We start from the raw sequence: 19349 nt of genomic DNA on the forward strand, positions 1-19349 counted from the left end.
GACCCACCGACCCACCGACCCCGGATTACATCCGCTCTCGGTCCCTATCCCAATTCCTATCCCGGTCCCGGTGACCGGCACCGATCCCGCCGTCAGCCACTGATCCCGATCCCGACCCGTCGGTCGTCGGCGGTCGGAGCGGCCCCTTCTTTTCGTGGATGGTGTTCATCAATGCTCTGCATGGCCTGTCGGCCGGAGTGGCGATTCGTCTACGTCATCAGCTCGACAGGACGCCCATGAGACATCAGCGGGGACGGCTATAGGGGGATCGATCTGCCGATCTACCGCTCGCCGGCCGGCCCTCTGGTCTGCCTACCGGCCCTCCTCCGGCCCGCGCCGGCCCACCGGCCCGCGCCGGCCCACCGGCCCGCGCTGGCCTACCGACCCCCGCGCTGGCCTACCGACCCCCGCGCTGGCCCACCGACCCCCTTGCCGGCTGGCGGGGCTGGCCCGCCAGCCCGCCAGCCCTTGCCAGCCCGCTGGGCTACGTAACCGGAGGGTCCGGGCGAAGAGCCGACGGCGTCCGTAGGCACAGGCAATTCCGAGGGCGTGGGCCGTGACCGGCTGTGGGGCGGGCGGAACAAGCGCGGGATGAAGCAAGGGAGGCCGGGGCAGGGGAGGCCGGGGCAGGGGAGGGCGGGCGGAGCAGAGGGCAGGCTGGGGACGGGGAGGCGGGCAGGGGCGGTGACGGTGAGGATGCGGCCCGTGATGTGGGATCCCGCACGTGGTCATTGGCCCACCTCCGCAGGGTGTGGGAGCATGGCTGCATGACCGCCGCTGTCGTCCGCCGCTTCGTGGCCCGTCGCCACGTCGACTACGGCCGCGTGCGCAGCGCGATCTGTCCGGCCCACTGACGACGCCCGACTCATTCGTCTCGGGCGCGTGTTCCGCGCCGGCCGTTCCGACACCGTTGTCCTCGGCCCTTCCCGGGCCGGCTGCCGCCGCGAGCGCGCTCCCACCGAGGCACCGCAGAGACAACGGAGGACGCCGCGATGGCGGTCAGCAGCACCCCGGCCCGTCCCGGGACCCCGACGGCCACCGCCGTTCCCGCCACCCGTGCCCCCCGTCGTCCCCGTGGCGAGGGACAGTGGGCCCTCGGCCACCGTGAGCCGCTCAACCCCAACGAGCGGATCAAGAAGGACGACGACCCGCTGAACGTCCGGGCCCGGATCGAGAACATCTACGCCCACGGTGGTTTCGCCTCCATCGACCCACAGGACCTGCGCGGCCGGTTCCGCTGGTGGGGCCTCTACACCCAGCGCAAGGCCGGAATCGACGGCGGGCGCACCGCCGTGCTGGAGCCGCACGAGCTGGAGGACGAGTTCTTCATGCTCCGGGTCCGGGTCGACGGCGGCCAGCTCTCCCTGGCCCAGCTCCGGGTGATCGCCGACATCTCCCGGGAGTTCGCCCGGGACACCGCCGACATCACCGACCGGCAGAACATCCAGTACCACTGGATCCGCGTCGAGGACATGCCGGAGATCTGGCGTCGGCTGGAGTCGGTCGGCCTGCAGACCACCGAGGCGTGCGGGGACTGCCCCCGTATCGTGCTGGGCAGCCCGGTCGCCGGGGTCGCCGAGGACGAGGTGCTCGACCCGACCCCCGCGCTCGACGAGATCGTCAGCCGGTACGTCGGCGACAAGGCGTACTCGAACCTGCCCCGCAAGTTCAAGACCACGATCTCCTGGCTGGTCGACACCCCGTACGAGGCGAACGACATCGCCTTCCTCGGGGTGGAGCACCCGGAGCACGGCCCCGGCTTCGACGTCTGGGTCGGCGGCGGCCTGTCCACCAACCCGATGCTGGCCAAGCGGCTCGGCGTCTGGGTGCCGCTGGCCGAGGTGCCGGACGTCTGGGCGGGGGTGGTCGGCATCTTCCGCGACTACGGCTACCGCCGGCTGCGCAACCGGGCCCGGTTGAAGTTCCTGGTCGCCGACTGGGGCGTGGAGAAGTTCCGCGAGGTGCTGGAAAAGGAGTACCTGGGCCGTACCCTGCTCGACGGCCCGGCCCCGCAGCTGCCCGACAAGCCGGTCGACCACATCGGCGTGCACCGGCAGCGCGACGGGCTCAACTACGTCGGGGCCGCCCCGGTGGTCGGGCGGGTCTCCGGCGGGCAGTTGACCAAGCTCGCCGACGTGGTCGAGGCGCACGGCAGCGACCGGGTGCGGCTCACGCCGTACCAGAAGCTGCTGGTGCTGGACGTGCCGCCGGCGCGGACCGAGTCCCTGGTCGACGAGCTGCGCGGGATCGGCCTGGAGGCCCGGCCGTCGGCCTGGCGGCGCGGCACCATGGCCTGCACCGGCATCGAGTTCTGCAAGCTGGCCATCGTCGAGACCAAGGCGCGCGGCGAGGAGCTGGTGGCCCGGCTGGAGGAGCGGCTGCGCGACTTCGACGCCGACATCTCCATCCACCTCAACGGCTGCCCGAACGCCTGCGCGCGCACCCAGGTCGCCGACATCGGCCTCAAGGGGCAGCTGGTGGTCGGCCCGGACGGCCGGCAGGTGGAGGGCTTCCAGGTGCACCTCGGCGGCGGGTTGGGGATGGCCCAGGGCCAGACCGCCGGATTCGGCCGCAAGCTGCGTGGCCTGAAGACCACCGCCGACGAGCTTCCCGAGTACGTGGAACGACTGGCCCGCCGCTACCTGGCCGGCCGGACCGAGGGCGAGACGTTCGCCAACTGGGTGATCAGGGTCGACGAGGAGGAACTCCGATGAGCGAAACCCGATCCGCGCCGCTGTACTGCCCGTACTGCGGCGAAGAGGACCTGCGGCCGAACGAGGCCGGACACGGCGCCTGGGAGTGCCACGCCTGCGCCCGGGTCTTCACCGTGAAGTTCAACGGCCTGCTGAGTCGGGCGGTGGCCCGGTGACCCGCCTGCTGTCCGCCACGGGCCTGGGCCTGGTCGGTTCCGGCGGCCCGAAGCTGACCGATCCGGCCCGCCGTGACCCCGCCCGGCGTGACCCGGCCGAGTTGCGGGCGTTGGCCGAGCGGGCCGGCCGCGAGCTGGAGGGCGCCCCGGCGCTGGAGATCGCCCGCTGGGCGGCCGACACCTTCGGCGACCGGTTCTGCGTGACCAGTTCGATGGCCGACGCCGTGCTCGCCCACCTGGTGTCCCGGGTCGCCCCCGGGGTGGACGTGGTCTTCCTCGACACCGGGCTGCACTTCCCGGAGACGCTACGGGTCCGCGACGAGGTGGCCCGCCGCCTGCCGGTGAACGTGCGTTCGATCCGGCCCCGGCAGACCGTCGGCCAGCAGGACGGCGAGTACGGCCCCCGACTGTTCAACCGCTCCCCGGACGACTGCTGCCAGCTGCGCAAGGTGGAGCCGCTGGAGCGGGCCCTGTCCGGTTACGACGCCTGGGCCGCCGGGCTGCGCCGGGACGAGTCGCCGACCCGGGCGAACACGCCGGTGGTGACGTTCGACCCCCGGCGCGGCAAGGTCAAGGTGAACCCGATCGCCGCCTGGTCGCAGGCCGACGTGGACTCCTACATCTCCCGCTACGACATCCCGGTCAACGAGTTGCTCGGCCGGGGCTACGGCTCGATCGGCTGCTGGCCGTGCACCCGCCGGACCAAGGCGGGGGAGGACCCCCGGTCCGGCCGGTGGGCGATGTTCGAGAAGACCGAGTGCGGTCTGCACCTCTGACCGGCCCGGAGCGCGTTCCGGTGGCCGGCGTGGGACTCACCACGCCGGCCACCGGCCTGTCCGGTGCCGCCGTCGCGCCCGCCGTGGTGCGGCCCGGTGCCGCCGTCGCGTCCGGCGCGGCGCGGCCCGGCTCCGGGGTGCCGGTGGTGCTGGTGGCACACGGCAGCCGGGACCTGCGGGCGGCGGCGGCGACCCGGGCGTTGGCCGGTGCCGTCGAGGCCGCCCGGCCGGGCACCCCGGTGTTGCCCAGCTGGTTGGACCACACCGATCCGGGGCCGACGGAGGTGCTGCGGGGGCTGGCTGCCGCCGGTCACCGGACGGCGGTCGTGGTGCCGTTGCTGCTCACCGCCGCCTACCACCGTCGGGTGGACGTCCCGGCGGCGGTCACGGCGGCCCGGCAGGTCGGGCCCGGGCTGACGGTACGGGTGACCGACGTGCTCGGTCCGGCCGACGGGACGGTGGACGCGGGGCTGCTGGCCGGGCTGGCCGGCCGGTTGGCCGAGGCCCGACCCGGGCCGGTGGACGCGTTGGTGCTGGCGGCGGCGGGCACCCGGGATGCGCGGGCCCGTGGTTCGGTGGGGCGGGTCGCCGCCGCCCTGGCTGACAGTTTCGGGGTGCCCTGCACCGTGTCGTACGCCTCGGCTGCCCCGCCGACCGCCGACGTGGCGGTGACCCGGCTGCGCGGGGCGGGTGCCCGTCGGGTGGCGGTGGTGGCGTACTTCCTGGCCCCGGGGCTGTTCCACGACTCGGTGGTGGCGGCGGCCGACCGGGCGGGTGCGGTGGCCGTCAGCGGGCCGTTGGACGACTCGCCGGAGTTGGTCGACCTGGTGCTGCGCCGGGTCGACGCCGCCGCTGCGGAGTGATGTGCGTCACTGCCCCGACGCTACTTTCCGTGATTGCGCCGACACCGGCATTTCGGTCCGCTTGATCACGCAGAGTGTGGAAAGCAGAACGCCCCGGCGGGGTGTGAACCCGGCCGGGGCGAACAGCGTGTGATGGTTTTCAGGCGGAGTGAGCGCGCAGCACCCGGAGCCCGCCACGGCGCTTGACCGCGCGGCGCTCCTCCTCGCTCATCCCGCCCCAGACGCCGGCGTCCTGACCGGACTCCAGTGCCCACTGGAGGCACTGGTCGGTCACGGAGCAGCGCCGGCAGACGGCCTTGGCCTGCTCGACCTGAAGAACAGCCGGGCCGGACGTCCCGATCGGGAAGAACAGCTCCGGGTCCTCGTCGCGGCAGACGGCATTGTGACGCCAGTCCATGGCGGCAACACTCCTCATTCTGGATGGATGGCAGATAACGCTGGTGCTTTTCTTATTTGCGTCCGCAGTGCCGGTCGTCACGGTTCGCGTACGACTATTCAGCATTGCGTGAGCAGACTCGTTCAGCGCCTGGGCCTGCTGGAACTGCTCAACCGGCCGAGCATGTCCTGGCAATGTCCCGGTAACTCAAGTTCGCTTGTGAATACTTTCACGAACGAACGCGATGTCAAGGGGTGACGCTCGGAAAAACTCCGCTCGGTGAGCAAGCTCACGACCCTTTTGTCGGGTTCTCAGGCTTCCCTGTTACCCGGCGTACCACAGTCGAGGATCAATATAGTACAGTCCGCGTGACATTGCTGACATTTCCGGCACTCCTCCTCGGTGTGGCGGCCACCGCGCCGCGCGGTGTCCCGACCGCTCGACCTAGGGCGTTACCCGAGACCTAGCAGATTACTCTCAGTGCGCCGGAAACGGAGGTGAATCTGACTTTGTGTCGCTCGCCGAGGTAGTCCCCGTCCAGCTGGAAGGCCTGCGGACGGGCTGAGACCAGCGTGAACTCCTCCAGATCGTGCAACCGCAGCACCTGCTTGCCGCGCGGATCGGGGTGTCGGGACAGCAACTGAGTCACTGTCCGTGTCGTACTGGCGACGCGCAGCTGACGTAGCGCCAGCACGTCCAGCCCGAGATCGAACGACGCCTCCGGGTTCGGGTTGACCTCCCGGTCGCCCAGGTACGTCCACGGCGCGGTGTTCTGGATGATCACCGTGCCCAGCTCGCCCTCGGCCGGCTCCCCGGGCCGCTCCAGGCTGATCGCCGGATGCCGGCGGTGCGCACCGAGGAAGTAGTGACTGAGGGTGGAACGGAAGTAGAGCGACGGCGAGGACACCCGGCCCCGTCGCCGGGCCTGCTCCACCCGGTGGATCACCGCCGCGTCCAGGCCGAAGCCCGCGCAGAAGGTGAAGTAGCGGTCGTCGGCCCGCCCCAGCCCGATCGTGCGGGACCGGCCCAGCCGAAGCCCCTCCAGGATCATGCTGGTGCCGTCCGCCCACTCCCGGGGCAGCCCGAGGGCCCGGGCGAAGACGTTCGTCGAACCACCCGGCACGGTGGCCAGCGCCGGCAACCGCTCCGCCGGGGAGCCACCGGTGCGGATCGTCGGCGGATCGGCGGTCATCAGGCCGTTGACCACCTCGTTGACGGTGCCGTCACCACCGAGCGTGACCACCAGGTCGACGCCCTCCTGGGCGGCCTCCCGGGCCAGGTCGGTGGCGTGACCCCGACGACGGGTGTACCGCACCGACAGGTCTACTTGGCTGCGCAGCGCCCGGACCAGCACGTCCCGGCTGCGTTCGCTGGTGGTGGTGGCCTTCGGATTGACCACCAGGACGGCCCGCATGGCCGGCACTTTACGTGATCGGGCGGGGGTATCGTGGCCCGCGTGACGATCGACTCCGCGCCGGTTCCCGACACCCTGCGCTGGGCGGTACGCCTGCTGCGGGCCGAGGCCGTCGCGCTGGCGGCACTCGCCGGCTGGCTGGTCTGGGCCGACCTCACCGCCACCCGGACCGACCTGGTCTCGGCACTCTTCGTGACGGGGTTCGCCGTCGGCGGGGCGGCGGCGCTCTGGGCGTTGGGTGGGGCGCTGGCCTGCCGACGGGCCGGTGCCCGCGCCCCGGCGATGGTGCTGGAGTTGATGCTGCTGCCGGTCGGCTGGTTCATGATCTCCGGCGGGCTGGGCTGGCTCGGCGTGCCGCTGATGGTGCTCGGTCTCGGCGTCTGCGCGCTGCTGGTCAGCCCACCCACCACGAAGGCCCTGGGCTTCGGCTGACCAACCCGGTGACACCGCGCCCGGCGGCGGGCTCAGTAACCGGAGCGGCGGGTCAGCAGTGAGATGGTGGCCCGGCCGTCGGTCGACTCGGCCGCCGCCGCCGTGGTCAGCGCGGTGAGCACCTTCCAGGCGAACGAGGACTCGCCCGGGAGGGCGGCCCCGCGCACAATCGGCACCGTCACCTCGACGGTCAGCGCGTCCTCGGTGACCGCGAAGCGGCACTCCAACTCGGCGTCGCGGGTGGCGATGGCGAGCAGCATCGCGCACGCCTCGTCCACCGCGATGCGCAGGTCCTCGATCTCGTCGAGCGCGAACTGGAGACGGGCCGCGAGGCCCGCCGTGGCGGTGCGCAGTACGCCCAGGTAGCCGCCGTCGGCGGGCACGGTGAGGTGCACCACGTCGTCGTCGGTCGCTGGCTGGCCGGTCAGTTGAGTCACGCCTCATCCCCCCGGTCCGGGACTCTACCCGGCCGGGCATCCGGACGCGTGGCCGACGTCACCCCTACCGCGGCGAGCGCGCGCAGCGCCGCCCCGTCGAGCCGGTAGGGCACCCACTCGGTCATCGGCCCGGCCCCGATCGAGGCGTAGAACCGGGCGGCCGGGTTCCAGTCGATCATCCACCAGTCGAGCCGCTGGTAACCGCGTTCGACGCAGATCCCGGCGAGGGTGGCGAGCAGCGCCCGACCGGCCCCGGTGCCCCGGTGGGTCGGGCGGACGTACAGGTCCTCCAGGTAGATGCCGTGCACACCGGCCCAGGTGGAGAAGTTGAGGAACCACAGCGCGAAGCCGACCGGCTGGTCGTCGTCGTCCACGGCGACGTGCCCGAACAGGGCCGGTGCGGGGCCGAACAGCGCGGTGTCCAGCTGCGCCGTGGTGAGCCGGCACCGGTCGGCGGCCCGTTCGTAGTCGGCCAACTCGTGCACCATCGCGACGACGGCCGGCACGTCCTCAGGACGTGCCGGCCGTATCGTCGGTGCCGTGGCGGGCACGGTCACGCCTGCTTGGTCTCCCAGAAAATCTTGGAGATCTCGTCGATCTTCTGGAGCAGCTCGTCGGCCTTGGCCGGGTCGGTCGCACCCTTGGCGCCGGCCGCGCCGGCCGCCTTGGTGGCCTCGTTGAACAGCTGGTGCAGGTGCGGGTACTTCTCGAAGTGCGGCGGCTTGAAGTAGTCGGTCCACAGCACCCACAGGTGGTGCTTGACCAGGTCCGCGCGCTGCTCCTTGATCAGGATCGCCCGGGTACGGAACTCCGGGTCGGTGTTCGCCTGGTACTTCTCGCAGATCATTTTGACCGACTCGGCCTCGATCCGGGCCTGCGCCGGGTCGTACACGCCGCACGGCAGGTCGCAGTGCGCGCTGGCGGTCACACGGGGTGAAAGGATGCGGGCAAGTCGCATCAGGGTCCTCCATGGGATGTTTGCGATGATCCGAGCCGACACTACTCCTGAGCACGTCCCCGGCAGGGGCGGAGGGGAAACCTCGTGACGGTCGACGGGTCCGGTTCCCCCCCACGGCTGTCCGCCCCCCTCACCGCCGTGGGCGTGACCGGGCCGTCCATGTCGCCGACCCTGCGCCACGGCGACGCCGTCCTGGTCCGGCGGGGCGGTCGGCCGGTCCGCCCCGGTGACGTGGTGGTGGCCGTCTTCCGGAGCCGCCCGGAACTGCTGGTGGTCAAGCGTGCCGTCCGCCCCCAGGAGGGCGGCTGGTGGTTGCACGGTGACAACGCGCTGGTCACCGACGACTCCCGGGCGTACGGGGTGGCCGACGTGCTGGGCCGGGTGGTGCTGCGCTACTGGCCCCGCCCCGGCCGGCTGGCGACCACGCCGATATGACCCTCCTCACAACCCGGTACGGGTCGGCTGACTATGCTCGGGAGGTGCCCGGGTGACCCCCGTACCGCGTACCGCGTGTCGCCGCTCCGCCTCACCTCGCGCCCTCGCGCCGGCCGCTCCGTCTGCTCGACAGATCCTGGAGTCACCATGTCTGCGTCCACCGTGGATCCCGCTGATCCCGTCTTTCTGCTGCACCGGGGCGGCAAGCTCGCCGTCGCCCCGACGGTCCCGCTGAGCACCCGCGAGGACCTCTCCCTGGCGTACACCCCGGGGGTGGCCCGGGTGTGCGAGGCGATCGCCGCCGACCCGGCCCTGGCCGACGACTACACCTGGGTGTCGCACACCGTCGCGGTGGTCACCGACGGCTCCGCCGTCCTCGGGCTCGGCAACATCGGCGCACGTGCCTCGTTGCCGGTGATGGAGGGCAAGGCGGTGCTGTTCAAGCAGTTCGCCGACGTCGACGCGGTGCCGATCTGCCTGGACACCCAGGACGTCGACGAGATCGTGGCGACGGTGCGGGCCCTCGCCCCGTCGTTCGGCGGGATCAACCTGGAGGACATCAGCGCCCCACGCTGCTTCGAGGTGGAACGGCGGCTCGACGAGATGCTGCCCATCCCGGTCTTCCACGACGACCAGCACGGCACCGCGATCGTGGTGCTGGCGGCGCTGCGCAACGCGGCGACCCTGCTGCACCGCAAGCTCGGCGACCTGCGGGTGACGGTCAGCGGGGCCGGTGCCGCCGGGATCGCGGTCACCCACATGCTGGTCGCCGGGGGAGTGGACCCCGCACAGGTGGTGGTCTGCGACTCCCGGGGCGTCATCGGGCCGCACCGCACCGACCTGACCGCGACCAAGGCGCACCTCGCCGAGACCACCAACGCCGAGGGCCGCCGGGGGGACGTCGCCGAGGCGCTGCGCGGCGCGGACGTGCTGATCGGCGTCTCCGGCGGGCGGATCGCCGAGGCGGCGGTCGCCGGGATGGCCCCGGGCGGCATCGTCTTCGCGCTGGCCAACCCGACCCCCGAGGTCGACCCGGAGGTGGCCGCCCGGCACGCGGCGGTGGTCGCCACCGGGCGCAGCGACTACCCCAACCAGATCAACAACGTGCTCGCCTTCCCGGGGGTCTTCCGGGGCGCGCTGGACGCGCGGGCCACCCGGATCACCGACGGGATGAAGGTGGCCGCCGCCGACGCGATCGCCGGGGTGGTCGACGGGTCGCTCAGCGCGGACGCCATCGTGCCGTCGCCGCTCGACCCCCGGGTCGCCCCGGCCGTGGCGGCGGCGGTCGCCGAGGCGGCCCGCCACGACGGCGTCGCCCGCGCCTGAACCGACCGGTCGCGTGCCGCACGACGCGCCCCCGAGCAGGTGTGGAGGGTCCGGGCCGACGGCCCGGACCCTTCATGAACGATCGTTACGCTGTTACGGTGCGGATCATGCGTGCCGCCTATGCCTCCCGGTTCGACGCCGACAACCCGCTCACCGCGCTCACCGTCGGTGACCGTCCCGAGCCTGCTCACCCGGCCGACGACTGGGTGACGGTGCAGGTGCGGGCCAGCTCGCTCAACCACCACGACCTGTGGTCGCTACAGGGCGTGGGGCTCGCCGACGGTCAACTGCCGATGATCCTCGGCTGCGACGCGGCCGGCACCGACCCGGACGGCAACGAGGTGGTCATCTACCCGGTGCTGCCCACCCCCGGTGACCCGCGCGGGGTCTCCATCCTCTCCGAGCACTACCAGGGCACCCTCGCCGAGCGGGTGGCCGTACCCCGGATGAACCTGCTGCCGCTGCCGGCGGGCCTGTCGGCGACCGACGCGGCCTGCCTGCCGACCGCCTGGCTCACCGCCTGGCGGATGCTCACCACCCGGGGCCGGATCGCCGACGGCGAGGCGGTGCTGGTGCAGGGGGCCGGCGGGGGCGTCGCCACCGCGGCGGTCGCGCTCGGCCTGGCGCTCGGCAAGCGGGTGTACGCCACCAGCCGCGACGCCGCCAAGCGGGAACGCGTCGCCGCGCTGGGAGCGACCGCGGTGGAGCCCGGTGCCCGGCTGCCGGAGCGGGTCGACGTGGTCATCGAGACGGTCGGTGCGGCCACCTTCGACCACTCGTTGAAGTCGGCCGCTCCGATGGCCCGGATCGTGGTCGCCGGCGCGACCTCCGGCCACCTGCCGCCGGTGAACCTGCGCCGGGTCTTCGCCATGCAGCTGGAGATCCTCGGCACCTCCATGGGCACCCCGGACGAGCTGACCGAGCTGCTCGCCTTCTGCGCCGAACACGAGGTGCGCCCGGTGGTGGACAGCGTGGTCCCGTTCAGCCGGGTGGCCGACGCCTTCGCCCGGCTGCGCTCCGGCGAGGTCTTCGGCAAGGTCGTCGTCGACCACACCGCCTGACCGCCCGGCGGTGTCGGGCGGCCTGACTGCCTGACTGACGGGCGGTGCCGGGCTGCCCGACCGCCCGGCGGTGCCGGGCGGCCCGTGGGGCCGGCCGCCGGTCGGGCGACCGGCGCGGTCAGAGGCGGTCGTCGAGGACGGCGACGTCGCCCCGGGCCGCCGAGGCGGGAAGTCGACCCTTGGCGGCCTCGTCGCCGTAGAGGGACCAGCGGAGGAACTCGATCGTGGTGTCGGCGACCACCCGCAGGGCGGGGCCGTCACCGAGCAGCGCCCGACCATGGTCACCCCGGGGCAGGCTGAGCATCGCCTTGGGCCAGGGCACCGCGTCGTAGACGGCCTTGCCGGCGGCGTAGTCGACCACCTCGTCGGCCTCGCCGTGCACGAAGAGCTGCGGGGCGGCGGCCCCGGCGAAGGCGGTGCCCACGCCCAGCCCCGTCCCGGCGAGCACCACCCCGGCCTTGAGCCGCTCGTCACGGCCGGTGGTGAACAGACCGATGGTGGTCACCCCACCGGCCGAGTGGCCGGCCGCGCCCACCCGGTCGGTGGCGAGCCGGCCGCGCAGCGGGTCACCGGCCTTCACGTCCAGGGCCAGCACCTTGTCCAGCACGTACGACACGTCGGCGGGCTGGTTGAGCACGTCGAGGACACTGCCGTCGGTGCCCTTGCCGGTGTGCGGGAAGGTCGGCGCGGCCACCACGAAACCGGCCGCCGCCCAGCGGGTCAGCAGCACCTGGTAGTCGACCGGCCGCCCGTCCAGGCCGTGGCTGAACGCCACCACCGGGAACCGTCCGGTCGCCGCCGTCGCGTCGCGCCGGGCCGCCTCGCCGGCAGTGCCCCGGGCCGGATACCACAGGGTCACCGGCAGCGGGCGGTCGCCGCCCCGGTTGAGCTTGAGCTGTCGTACGCCGACCGCGAACGCCTCGGCCGGCGCGGTGCCGGCGGGGACCCGCGGTGCCGGCGCACTGGTCTTCTGGGGTTCCGGTGGGGCGACGGCGCGGTCGGGGGCCTGCGTCGAGCAGCCGGCCAGGCCGGCGGCGAGCAGCGCGGCGGTCAGCAGGACCGGGATGCGGCGACGGGACATGAACCCGATTGTGCCTCGCCCGCCGGGCCAACCGACCGGCTACGCCCACCCCGTCGGGACGGTCAGCCCGCCGACCCGCCCCGGCCCCGGCCGGTCAGGGCCCACCGGTCGTCGAGGGTGGTGACGCCGGGACGGGCGGTGCCGGTACGCAGCCGGCGGCCGGCGTCCCGGTCGTCGTAGAGGGTCCACCGGAGGAAGTCGGTGGTGGCGGCGAGGACCTCGGCGAAGCCGGGGCGGCCCGGGGTCAGGTATTCGCCGTGGCCCTGCCCGAGCACGCTGAGGAACCCCTTCGGGCCGGTCGCCCGCCGGTAACCGGCCTGACCGACGGTCAACGGCACCACCGGGTCGGCGGTGCCGTGCACGAAGAGCAGCGGGGCGGCCGGCCCGGCGAAGGCACCGGCCAGCCCGCCCCCGGCGATGATCACGCCGGAGCGCAGCCGGGCCGGGTGACCGGAGGTGAACATGCCGGCGGTGGTGAAGCCGCCCGCCGAGTGGCCGGTCGCGGCGAACCGGCCGACGTCCAGGTGCCCGGCCAGCGGGTCACCGGCGCGGGCGTCCAGCCGGACCAGGTGCCGGATCACCCGCCAGGCGTCGGCGGGCTGGTTGCGGACGTCGGCGCGGCTGAACCGGGCCGCCCACCGGTTGGTGTTCGGGTAGGTCGGCGCGGCCACCACGAAACCGGCGGCGGCCCACCGGGTGGCCAGCGCGGCGTGCAGCTCGGGCAGGCTGCGCAGGCCGTGGCTGTGCACCACCACCGGGAACCGGCCCGGGGCGACCCGGCCCCGCTCGGTCGGGTACCACAGCGTCACCGGCAGCGGGCGCGGCCCGGACGGGTCGACGGTGAGGGTGCGGACCGCGACCGGCAGGGCCTGCTCCGGGGCGTGCCGGGCCAGCGGTGGCGGTGCATCGGTGGCGGCGGTGGCCGGGCCGCAACCGGCGAGCAGCGCGGCCAGCACCACGGCGCACAGCCGCCTCACCCCCATGCCTGCACGGTAGGTGGTCGGTGGCCCGGTCCGGCCCCGCCGTCCGGACCGATGGTGGTCACCACCCCGGTCGGTCGGCCTCCACCGCTCAGCCCGCCTCCGCCAGCACCGCCCGGGTCTGCCGGGCGATCTCCCGCTCCTCGTCGGTGCCGACCACGCAGACGCTGACCTGCGCGCCGGTCGGGGAGATCACCCGGTCGCCGGTGCCGGTGTTGCGGTCGGGGTCGACGGCGATGCCGAGCCGCGCCAGCCCGGCCAGCGCGGCGGCCCGCACCTCGGGGGAGTGCTGGCCCACCCCGGCGGTGAAGGTGATCGCGTCCGCCCCGCCCAGCAGCGCGTGGTACGCCCCGACGTAGCCGGTGATCCGCCGGCAGTAGACGTCGAAGGCGAGGACCGCGGCGGGATCTCCGGCGGCCCGACGGGACTGCACCTCCCGCATGTCGTTGGCCCCGGTCAGCCCGAGCAGCCCGCTGCGGTGGTTGAGCAGGTCGTCGATCTCGTCGACCCCCATCCCGCCCTCCCGGCGCAGGTGGAAGATCACCGTCGGGTCGAGGTCCCCGCTGCGGGTGCCCATCACCAGCCCTTCCAGCGGGGACATCCCCATCGAGGTGGCCACGCTGCGTCCGCCGTCCACCGCGCAGGCGCTCGCCCCGTTGCCCAGGTGCAGGCTGATCGTGCGCAGCCGGTCGTACGGCCGGTCGAGCAGCTCGGCGGTGCGCCGCGACACGTACGCGTGGGAGGTGCCGTGGAAGCCGTACCGGCGGATGTCGTGGCGGCGGGCGGTGTCCAGGTCGATGGCGTACGTGGCGGCGGACTCGGGCAGGGTGTGGTGGAAGGCGGTGTCGAAGACCGCCGCCTGGGCGACGTCCGGCAGCAGTTCCCGGGTGACCTCGATGCCGGCCAGGTTGGCCGGGTTGTGCAGCGGTGCCAGCGGCACCAGCTCCCCGATCGCGGCGACGACCGCGTCGTCGATCCGCACCGGCGCGCTGAACCGTCGGCCGCCGTGCACCACCCGGTGCCCCACCGCGGTCAGCCCGGTCAGGTCGAGCCGGCCGAGGATGTCCCGGACGGCGGTGGCGTGGTCGGGCGGGCCGCCACCCGGCTCGCCGACCCGCTCCACGGTGCCGGAGTCGACGGTCGACCCTCCGGCGTAGAGCCGGTACTTCACCGACGACGACCCGCAGTTGAGCACCAGCACCCGGTCGGTCACGACCCCTCCTCCGACGATCCGGCCGCCTGGATGGCGGTGATCGCCACGGTGTTGACGATGTCGGCGACCTTCGCGCCCCGGGACAGGTCGTTGACCGGCCGGCGCAGGCCCTGCATCACCGGCCCGACGGCCACCGCCCCCGCCGACCGCTGCACCGCCTTGTACGTGTTGTTGCCGGTGTTGAGGTCCGGGAAGACGAACACGGTGGCCCGCCCGGCGACCGTGCTCTGGGGCAGCTTCGTCGCCGCGACCTGCGGGTCGATCGCCGCGTCGTACTGGATGGGTCCCTCGACCAGCAGGTCGGGCCGGCGCTCGCGGACCAGCCTGGTGGCGGCGGCGACCTTCTCCACGTCGGCCCCCGCGCCGGAGTCCCCGGTCGAGTAGGACAGCATCGCCACCCGGGGTTCGATGTCGAACCGGGCCGCCGTGTCGGCCGAGGAGATGGCGATGTCGGCGAGCTGGGCGGCGTCCGGGTCGGGGTTGACCGCGCAGTCGCCGTAGACCAGCACCCGGTCGGCGAGCAGCATGAAGAACACGCTCGACGCCACCGAGACGCCCGGCACGGTACGGATGATCTCGAAAGCGGGACGGATGGTGGCGGCCGTGGTGTGGGTGGCCCCGGAGACCATCCCGTCGGCGTGCCCGGTGGCCACCATCATGGTGCCGAAGTAGTTGGGTTGGGCCACGATGTCGTGGGCCAGTTCGGCGGTGACGCCCCGGTGGGCGCGCAGCTGCGCGTACCGGGTGGCGAACTCGTCCCGCCAGGCGCTGCCGGCCGGGTCGACCACCTCCGCGCCGGTCAGGTCGATGCCCAGCTCGCGGGTGCGGCGGGCCACGTCGTCGGGGCGGCCGAGCAGGGTCAGGTCGGCCACCCCCCGGCGGAGCAGGATCTCGGTGGCCCGCAGGATGCGCTCGTCGGAGCCCTCCGGCAGCACCAACCGGCGACGGTCGGCGCGGGCCCGGTCGATCAGGTCGTACTCGAACATCAGCGGGGTGACCCGCGCGGAGCGGGTCACCCGCAGCCGGCGGGCCAGGTCGACGGTGTCGACGTGGCGCTCGAACGCGCCGAGCGCGGCCTCCACCTTGCGCGGGTTGGCCGGGCCGGGCCGGCCCTCGATGTGACTAGACGCCTCGACCGTGTCGTAGCTGTCGCTGGTCACCGAGAGCACGGCGAAGCCGGTGTTGAGCCGTTCGACCAGGCGCATCACCCGGGGGTCGGGCTGCTCGCCGAGGGTGAGCACCACCCCGGCCAGCGAGACCTGCCCGGCGACGTGCGCGGTGCTCGCCGCGACCAGCAGGTCGGCCCGGTCACCCGGGGTGATCACCAGGGCCCCCTCGGTGAGGTGGTCGAGCAGGATCGGCACGTGCGCCGCGCCGACCACGTAGTCGAGCACGTCCCGGCTGAGGGCGGCGGCGTCCCCGGCCAGCAGGGTGGCGTCGAGCGCCGCCGCCACCTCGGCCACCGTCGGCGCCGACACGCTCGGCACCTCCGGGATGGCGTACGCGGGGACCGGCAGCTCCGGCAGGGTCAGCGCCCCGGTCACCCGGTTGGCGATCACCGCCAGCACCGTCGCGCCCAGGTCGGCCAGATCGTGGTACGCCCCCCGCGCCGCCGCCGTGACCGCCTCCGGCTGCTGCCCGAAGCCGTCCACCACGGGCACCACCACGCTGCCGAACTCGGTGGCCAACCGGGCGTTGAAGGCCAGTTCGCGGGGCCCGGCGGCGTCCCCGCCGTCGGCGAAGTCGCTGCCCACCACGATCACCGCCGGGCAGCGTCGTTCCACCGCCCGGTACCGCTCGACGAGCCGGGAGATCAGCTCCTCCCGCCGTCCGTCGGCGACCAGGGCCGACGCCTCGGCGTACGTGGTGCCGGTCAGTTCGTCGTCGGGCAGGTCGATCCGGTAGCGGTCGTGCAGCAGGGCGAGGATCGGGTCGGGGCCGGCGTCGGAGACCAGCGGCCGGAACACCCCGATCCGTTCGACCTGCCGGGAGAGGAGTTCCGCGAGGCCGAGGGCGATGGTCGACTTGCCGCCGCCGGACCCCACGCTGGTCAGGTAGACGCTGCGGGCCACGCCCCCACCCTAGGAGATCACGTCGTCCGCCGCCCGGGACCTTCGTCCCGTACCGGTGCCGCCAAGCGGTGCCGGCCGGTGCCCGCCAGCGGCCGTCGGTGCGACCCGAGTCTCATTCGTGGGACGCGCTAGGAGCTGAGTGATCCTCGTGCCTAAACTCGCATCCCATGACTGCCGACCCTCTGAGCAGGAAAAATGCTCCCTCCGAGAGATCGAAGCCTGAGGGCGCAATTGGCGGTCAGTCGGCTCAGGATCCACATCGTACCAACGGCGTGACGGGTCTCGATGGGCCGACCGTGACGATCAGCCGCGCCGACGGGCCCACCGCGACGATCGCCGCCGTGCCCCAGCTGACCCCCGTCTTCGTCGACCCCAGCGGCCGACGTCACTCCCGGCTGCGCTGGCTGGCGTACGCCCTCGGGTTGGTGGGCCTGATCTACACCGGGCTGGTGGGCGTCAGCTTCGCGGGCGGCATCGCGCCGCACGCGGTGCTCCCCTTCGTCGACGAGGTCGCGCAACCCGAACGGTCGCCGTCGCCCTCCCCGTCGCCCACGACGGGCACCCCGGCCGCCCCCGCCCCCACCGTGCCGCCGACCGTCGCCCCCCGCACGCCCGGGTCGGGAACACGGGCCGCCGTCCCGTTCACCCCGTCCACGGTCCGCCCCACCACCGGCACCGCCTCGCCGTCGCCGAGCGCCACCGGTTCGCCGAGCCGCAGCCCGGCCACCGCGTCGGCCTCACCCCGGCCCACCCGGCCCGTCCCGGAACCGACGACGCCGAACGCCCCGGACCCGACCGACGAACCACCGTCCCTGCCCGACCCGCTGCCCGGCGGCGTCGACGGCGTACGCCTCGATGGTTGAGCCGGCCGTCCGGTCGGGGCGCCGTCGCGTCGTCCGGTCCGCCAGGCGACGCCGGGCGGTGCCACCACCGAGCTGGATCCTGCTGGGTACGGTGCTGGCCCTGCTGGCCGGCGTGCTGCTCGTCGGCGCGTACGCCAACGCGTCCTTCGCCCCGGACCGCCGGGAGAGCACCGCCGGGCAACGGGAAGTGCCCACCTCGGTGGTGACCGGTGGCCCGATCATCAGCGCCAGCAGCGACATGGTCCGCTCCTACCGGCTGCCGCCGCGCACCATCGCGTTGACCTTCGACGACGGCCCCGACCCGGTCTGGACCCGGGAGGTGCTGCGGGTCCTGGACGCCCACCAGGTCAAGGGCACGTTCTTCGTGCTGGGCACCCAGGTCGCCCGGCACCCCGAGGTGGCCCGTGAGCTGGCCGACGGCGGTCACCAGCTCGGTGTGCACACCTTCACCCACCCCGACCTCGCCGAGCTGCCGGCGTGGCGGCAACGCCTGGAGTACGCCCAGACCCAGCTCGCCGTGGCCAGCGCCACCGGCCTGCGGACCTCGCTGGTCCGCTTCCCCTACTCCTCCCACCCGGGCGCCATCGACAACCGGGACTGGCCGGTGATGACCGCCGCCGGTGACCTGGGCTACCTGACGTTGCTCAACGACACCGACAGCCAGGACTGGTCGCTGCCCGGGGTGGACCGGATCGTCGACAACGCCACCCCCGACGACGGGGCCGGTGCGATCACCCTCTGGCACGACGCCGGTGGTGACCGGGCGCAGACCGTCGCCGCCCTCGACCGGTTCATTCCGATGATGAAGCAGCGGGGGTACCGGTTCGTCACCGCCACCGAGGGGTTGAACCTCGCCTTCGCCGCCGCCGGGGCGGACAACCGGGTGGACGCCGCCGTGCCCGCCACCGCCGCCGACCGGTGGCGCGGCCGGATGCTGATCTGGGCGGTGCAGGGCGCCGACAGCATGCTGACCGTGTTCGGCGGGCTCTTCGTCGTCGTCGGCCTGCTCACCGTGGGCCGCACGTTCGTGCTGTTCGTGCTGGCCGGGCGGCACGCCCGACGACGGCGGGCCAAGGGTTGGAGCTGGGGGCCGCCGGTCACCGCGCCGGTCTCGGTGATCGTCCCGGCGTACAACGAGAAGGAGGGGATCGCCGCCGCGGTCCGTTCCCTCGCCGGTGGCGACCACCCCGGCGGGATCGAGGTGGTGGTCGTCGACGACGGGTCCACCGACGGCACCGCCGACATCGTCGACGCGCTCGGCCTGCCCAACGTCCGGGTCGTCCGCAAGCCCAACGGCGGTAAACCCAGCGCCCTGAACACCGGCCTGGCGCTGGCCCGGCACGACCTGATCGTGATGGTCGACGGGGACACCGTGTTCGAGCCCGACGCCGTCCGCCGGCTGGTGCAACCCTTCGCCGACCCGCAGGTCGGCGCGGTGGCCGGCAACGTCAAGGTCGGCAACCGGCGCAGCCTGATCGCCAAGTGGCAGCACATCGAGTACGTCATCGGGTTCAACCTGGACCGGCGGCTCTACGAGACGCTGCGCTGCATGTCCACGGTGCCGGGCGCGATCGGCGGGTTCCGGCGGGAGGCGCTGCGCTACGCCGGGGGGATGACCGACGACACCCTGGCCGAGGACACCGACATCACCATCGCCCTGGGCCGGGCCGGCTGGAAGGTGGTCTACGAGGAGACCGCCCGCGCCTGGACGGAGGCCCCGGCGACCATCGGCCAACTGTGGAAGCAGCGTTACCGGTGGAGCTACGGCACCATGCAGGCGATGTGGAAGCACCGGCGTTCGGTCTTCGACCGGGGCGCGTCCGGCCGGTTCACCAGGCGCTGCCTGTTCTTCCTCAGCCTGTTCGGGGTGCTGCTGCCCCTGCTCGCGCCGGTGATCGACCTGCTGGCCCTGTACGGCCTGTTCTTCCTCGACCGTAAGGCCACGGCGGTGGCCTGGCTGGCCATGCTCGGGGTGCAGGCGGTCACCGCCGTGGTGGCGTTCCGGCTGGACCGGGAGAAGCTGGGGGTGCTGTGGGTGCTGCCCCTGCAACAGTTCGTCTACCGGCAGCTGATGTACCTGGTGATGGTCCAGGCGGTGGTCACCGCGCTGACCGGCGGTCGGCTGGGCTGGCAGAAGCTGCGCCGCACCGGCCTGGAACCGGCCGTCCGCAACGGCTGACCGCCGCCGGTCCC

General features: G+C 73.4%; 19 protein-coding genes. 10 read left to right on the forward strand and 9 right to left on the reverse strand.

What is annotated here, in order from left to right; translation table 11 throughout:
* The first annotated feature begins 992 nt into the window (after positions 1–992).
* From AB0B63_RS05525 to AB0B63_RS05540, 4 genes are all read left to right on the forward strand, one after another.
* Positions 993–2714 carry a nitrite/sulfite reductase gene (locus tag AB0B63_RS05525; protein WP_219464517.1) on the forward strand — a complete coding sequence of 574 codons (1722 nt, stop codon included), beginning with the start codon at positions 993–995 and terminating at the stop codon, positions 2712–2714.
* Complete coding sequence (locus tag AB0B63_RS05530; RefSeq protein WP_208568333.1) at positions 2711–2869, forward strand: IS1 family transposase; 159 nt, start codon at positions 2711–2713, stop codon at positions 2867–2869. Before AB0B63_RS05525 ends, AB0B63_RS05530 begins: the two co-directional genes overlap by 4 nt.
* On the forward strand, positions 2866–3645 hold the full coding sequence (locus tag AB0B63_RS05535; protein WP_208568334.1) for a phosphoadenylyl-sulfate reductase: 780 nt from the start codon (positions 2866–2868) through the stop codon (positions 3643–3645). Before AB0B63_RS05530 ends, AB0B63_RS05535 begins: the two co-directional genes overlap by 4 nt.
* A gap of 143 nt (positions 3646–3788) precedes the next feature.
* A complete protein-coding gene (locus AB0B63_RS05540; RefSeq protein ID WP_357015156.1) occupies positions 3789–4508 on the forward strand; it encodes a CbiX/SirB N-terminal domain-containing protein in 720 nt (239 codons plus the stop codon).
* 139 nt (positions 4509–4647) lie between these two features.
* Here the strand turns inward: AB0B63_RS05540 and AB0B63_RS05545 are convergent, their stop codons facing one another.
* Complete coding sequence (locus AB0B63_RS05545) at positions 4648–4905, reverse strand: WhiB family transcriptional regulator (protein ID WP_067311984.1); 258 nt, start codon at positions 4903–4905, stop codon at positions 4648–4650.
* Between the two features lie 442 nt (positions 4906–5347).
* Complete coding sequence (locus tag AB0B63_RS05550) at positions 5348–6298, reverse strand: diacylglycerol kinase family protein (RefSeq protein ID WP_208568335.1); 951 nt, start codon at positions 6296–6298, stop codon at positions 5348–5350.
* A 42-nt stretch (positions 6299–6340) separates the two neighbouring features.
* On the opposite strand from AB0B63_RS05550, the gene AB0B63_RS05555 reads away from it, so the two are divergent.
* Positions 6341–6730, forward strand: coding sequence for a hypothetical protein (locus AB0B63_RS05555; protein WP_357014813.1), 390 nt, complete (start codon positions 6341–6343; stop codon positions 6728–6730).
* A 32-nt stretch (positions 6731–6762) separates the two neighbouring features.
* Here the strand turns inward: AB0B63_RS05555 and AB0B63_RS05560 are convergent, their stop codons facing one another.
* The 3 genes from AB0B63_RS05560 to sodN all read right to left on the reverse strand — a co-directional run bounded on the left by AB0B63_RS05560 (position 6763) and on the right by sodN (position 8125).
* Positions 6763–7167, reverse strand: coding sequence for an ATP-binding protein (locus tag AB0B63_RS05560; RefSeq protein WP_357014815.1), 405 nt, complete (start codon positions 7165–7167; stop codon positions 6763–6765).
* Positions 7164–7655: a GNAT family N-acetyltransferase gene (locus AB0B63_RS05565; RefSeq protein ID WP_219470335.1), complete on the reverse strand. Its 492-nt coding sequence runs from the start codon at positions 7653–7655 to the stop codon at positions 7164–7166. Before AB0B63_RS05565 ends, AB0B63_RS05560 begins: the two co-directional genes overlap by 4 nt.
* 65 nt (positions 7656–7720) lie before the next feature.
* Positions 7721–8125 (reverse strand): superoxide dismutase, Ni, encoded by a 405-nt coding sequence (gene sodN, locus AB0B63_RS05570; RefSeq protein WP_091241196.1) that lies wholly within the window; start codon positions 8123–8125, stop codon positions 7721–7723.
* Positions 8126–8209: 84 nt separating this feature from the next.
* Here sodN and AB0B63_RS05575 point away from each other — a divergent pair, with 84 nt between their 5' ends.
* The 3 genes from AB0B63_RS05575 to AB0B63_RS05585 all read left to right on the forward strand — a co-directional run bounded on the left by AB0B63_RS05575 (position 8210) and on the right by AB0B63_RS05585 (position 10947).
* Complete coding sequence (locus tag AB0B63_RS05575; protein ID WP_307799415.1) at positions 8210–8560, forward strand: S24/S26 family peptidase; 351 nt, start codon at positions 8210–8212, stop codon at positions 8558–8560.
* Between the two features lie 147 nt (positions 8561–8707).
* Complete coding sequence (locus tag AB0B63_RS05580; protein WP_357014818.1) at positions 8708–9886, forward strand: NADP-dependent malic enzyme; 1179 nt, start codon at positions 8708–8710, stop codon at positions 9884–9886.
* 98 nt (positions 9887–9984) lie between these two features.
* Positions 9985–10947 carry a zinc-binding dehydrogenase gene (locus AB0B63_RS05585; protein ID WP_208568339.1) on the forward strand — a complete coding sequence of 321 codons (963 nt, stop codon included), beginning with the start codon at positions 9985–9987 and terminating at the stop codon, positions 10945–10947.
* Between the two features lie 118 nt (positions 10948–11065).
* Here the strand turns inward: AB0B63_RS05585 and AB0B63_RS05590 are convergent, their stop codons facing one another.
* The 4 genes from AB0B63_RS05590 to pta all read right to left on the reverse strand — a co-directional run bounded on the left by AB0B63_RS05590 (position 11066) and on the right by pta (position 16293).
* Positions 11066–12028, reverse strand: a complete 963-nt coding sequence (locus AB0B63_RS05590; protein ID WP_357014821.1) for a chlorophyllase — start codon at positions 12026–12028, stop codon at positions 11066–11068.
* Positions 12029–12090: 62 nt separating this feature from the next.
* The gene (locus AB0B63_RS05595) at positions 12091–13011 is read right to left on the reverse strand and encodes an alpha/beta hydrolase (RefSeq protein WP_357014823.1); all 921 of its coding nucleotides are present in this window, start codon (positions 13009–13011) and stop codon (positions 12091–12093) included.
* An 88-nt stretch (positions 13012–13099) separates the two neighbouring features.
* Positions 13100–14221 (reverse strand): acetate kinase, encoded by a 1122-nt coding sequence (locus tag AB0B63_RS05600; RefSeq protein WP_357014825.1) that lies wholly within the window; start codon positions 14219–14221, stop codon positions 13100–13102.
* The gene (gene pta / locus AB0B63_RS05605; RefSeq protein WP_357014827.1) at positions 14218–16293 is read right to left on the reverse strand and encodes a phosphate acetyltransferase; all 2076 of its coding nucleotides are present in this window, start codon (positions 16291–16293) and stop codon (positions 14218–14220) included. Before pta ends, AB0B63_RS05600 begins: the two co-directional genes overlap by 4 nt.
* Before the next feature lie 272 nt (positions 16294–16565).
* On the opposite strand from pta, the gene AB0B63_RS05610 reads away from it, so the two are divergent.
* Both AB0B63_RS05610 and AB0B63_RS05615 read left to right on the forward strand, forming a co-directional pair.
* Positions 16566–17156: a hypothetical protein gene (locus tag AB0B63_RS05610; RefSeq protein ID WP_357014829.1), complete on the forward strand. Its 591-nt coding sequence runs from the start codon at positions 16566–16568 to the stop codon at positions 17154–17156.
* Complete coding sequence (locus tag AB0B63_RS05615; protein ID WP_357014832.1) at positions 17149–19335, forward strand: glycosyltransferase; 2187 nt, start codon at positions 17149–17151, stop codon at positions 19333–19335. The genes AB0B63_RS05610 and AB0B63_RS05615 overlap by 8 nt, the downstream gene beginning before the upstream one ends.
* Positions 19336–19349: the final 14 nt, after the last annotated feature.

It is taken from the genome of Micromonospora sp. NPDC049081 (assembly GCF_040648835.1).
GTDB lineage: Bacteria > Actinomycetota > Actinomycetes > Mycobacteriales > Micromonosporaceae > Micromonospora > Micromonospora antibiotica.